At 42.9% G+C, this 2773-nt stretch carries 2 protein-coding genes and 1 pseudogene; all 3 read left to right on the forward strand.

Features of this window, described 5'->3' with window-relative positions:
* The first annotated feature begins 121 nt into the window (after positions 1 to 121).
* The gene (gene recO, locus EWV68_RS11955) at positions 122 to 904 is read left to right on the forward strand and encodes a DNA repair protein RecO (protein WP_061432839.1); all 783 of its coding nucleotides are present in this window, start codon (positions 122 to 124) and stop codon (positions 902 to 904) included.
* Positions 905 to 926: 22 nt separating this feature from the next.
* Positions 927 to 2417 (forward strand): MFS transporter, encoded by a 1491-nt coding sequence (locus EWV68_RS11960; protein WP_061432840.1) that lies wholly within the window; start codon positions 927 to 929, stop codon positions 2415 to 2417.
* Between the two features lie 141 nt (positions 2418 to 2558).
* Positions 2559 to 2773 (forward strand): annotated as a pseudogene (locus EWV68_RS11965) (cytosolic protein); the annotation flags it as partial.

Raw genomic sequence — 2773 nt, forward strand, 5'->3', positions numbered from 1 at the left:
TAGGATAAGTTATGACTTAAAAATTAATCAACAACTAAAGCTTATGCTTGTAGCTAAGTGAAATCATTGATTAAGAGACCTGTACTTTTCAATGACTTTTTCAGCAAACCCTAATTATTAAATGATGTCTCGTACCTATCAAGCTACTGGAATCAATCTGCAAGGAATGGCCTTCGGAGAAGCCGATCGCCTCTTAACTATTTTGACCGCCGAATATGGTTTAATTAGAGCCATCGCTCCAGGTGCGCGCAAGTATAAATCTTCCCTGCGGGGTAGAAGTGAACTATTTGTGGTCAATAATCTGTTAATAGTCGCAGGAAAATCCCTAGATAAGGTCGTTCAAGCTGAAACTATCGAATCTTATCCCAAATTAAGTCAAAATCTCGCCAAACTCACCGTTAGTCAATACCTCTGTGAACTGGTTTTGGCGATCGCACTGAGCGAACAACCCCAGAGGGAATTATACGAATTAATCTGCAGCCATCTGGCCAGAATTGAAGTCCTCGACGAGAATCAATACATACTTCCCTACCTTTGTCAAGCAATTTTTCATTTCTTAATAATTGCCGGCCTAGTGCCGCAAGTCCATAACTGCCTGTTGACGGGAAAAGCTTTAATTGGGGACAATTGCCTAGGATTTAGTTTCGAGGCTGGGGGAATAATAGATCTAGCTGCCCTCACAGAAACAATCAACCCGCCCAAAATCGATAGTAAACTGACGTTGCAAGAACTGCAATTACTGCAATGCCTAGGAAAAACAGATTTTCCCCCAGAAGAAAACCTTGCCTCAGAACTAGCTTGGATTAACCTCGATCGCCTGCTGCGCCGCTATACTCAATATCATCTCGGAAAAACTTTTCGCTCCTCGGCATTAGTTGAGGGTTTATCTCCCTTAGAATTTTAAACAGATAGCAAAAATCATCATAATGCAACTGTTTGACTCAGAAACTGACGACGCTAATTCTAGCGACTCCTCCACTCCTGTTTTTAATTCTTCCGATTCCTCACCGAGGCAATCCGACGCAGAAACCATGAACCGCTTGCCTAAACGTTCGCCCAAATCCAATCCTAGTCAGGGTTTTGCCCCAGTGCTAAAAAACCCGCGCTTTCTCACTCTCTGGGCGGGGGGAATTTTTTCCCAATTAGCGGATAAATTCTATTTAGTCCTGATGATCTCCCTAATTGCCACCCATTACCAAGAAGCCGATCAGTCGATTAGTGGCTGGGTATCGGCGATAATGATTGCTAATACAATTCCGGCGGTGTTAGTGGGTTCGGTGGCGGGTGTATACGTTGATAGATGGTTAAAAAAACAAGTTTTAGTTATTTCTAACCTTTTACGCGGGGCTTTTGTCCTCCTCATTCCCCTATTATTATGGTTAGTGCGCGAGCAAACTTTAGCCGTTCCCCTCGGTTGGTTGCCTGACGGTTTAAGAAATTGGCATTACCGGTTACAGGGAGAATTTAACTTACCCTTCGGTTTTTTCCTATTGTTAGTCATTACTTTTCTTGTCTCCACCCTAACCCAATTTTTTGCCCCCGCCGAACAATCTACCCTGCCATTAGTGGTAAAACGTCGTCATCTTCTACCCGCTAATTCCCTCAACACTTTAACCACCATGGCGGTATTAATTATCGGTTTTGCCATCGGTGAACCTCTATTAGCTTTTGCCGATAGCATTTTTGGCACGAGAGCCGGACAATTTGATATTGGCAAAGTGATGATTGTCGGTGCTTTTTATATAATTGCCGGTTTAATTCTAATTATCCTGCGAACTAACGAAAAATATGTTATTCCGACCGCAGAACAGCCCCATGTTTGGGAAGATATCCGCGACGGCATTCGTTACCTCAACAAAAATCATAAAGTTCGTAACGCCCTGATTCAATTAGTCATCTTATTCTGTATTTTTGCCGCTCTATCGGTATTAGCCGTCAGTATGGCGGAAAAACTACCCGGGTTAAAAGCTTCTCAATTCGGCTTTTTATTAGCCTCCTGTGGTGCAGGAATGGCAGTTAGTGCGATTACTTTGGGTTATTGGGGCCAAAAATTCTCCCACACCCAATTAAGTCTCTGGGGTTCCCTGGGTATGGCGGCAGCTTTAATCGGTTTATCTCTATCCACAAAGAGTTTAATTTTAGCCTTCGCTATGACCGCTTTATTAGGGATTTTTGCCGCTTTAGTCGGGGTTCCCATGCAAACTACCCTACAGGCAGATACACCCCCCGAAATGCGCGGTAAAGTCTTTGGTTTAGAAAATAATGCCGTTAATATTGCCCTCTCTTTACCCCTAGCTGTCGCGGGTATCGCCGAAACTCAATTCGGACTCCGACCGGTATTATTAGCTTTAGCAGTTATGGCAGTTATCGGCGGCGGTTTTACTTGGTATGTTTCCGGCAATTTATCTAAAGATTAGCGGAACTTTTCAGTTATCAGTGATCAGTTATCAGTAATCAGGAGTTAGGAGTTAGGAGTCAGGAGTTAGGAGTTAGTATATTGCCTTTATTTATTCTCCCATCTCCCCCGCAAAGAAGCGAAATTAGCATTAACTCAACGGTTGTACGAACAGGGTTATCAACGAGAGGATATTCTCAACCTCTTTAAGTTTATCGATTGGCTGATGAGCTTACCCACTGAATTAGAACAGGAGTTGCAACAGGAATTAAATCAGTACGAGGAGGAAAAAAGAATGCCTTATATTACCAGTGTTGAAAGAATGGGAATGGAAAAAGGGATGATTCAAAAAGCTCGAGAATCTGTCATTGATGCCCT

The sequence above is a fragment of the Microcystis sp. M_QC_C_20170808_M9Col genome (assembly GCF_007095495.1).
In the GTDB taxonomy this organism is placed as follows: domain Bacteria; phylum Cyanobacteriota; class Cyanobacteriia; order Cyanobacteriales; family Microcystaceae; genus Microcystis; species Microcystis aeruginosa.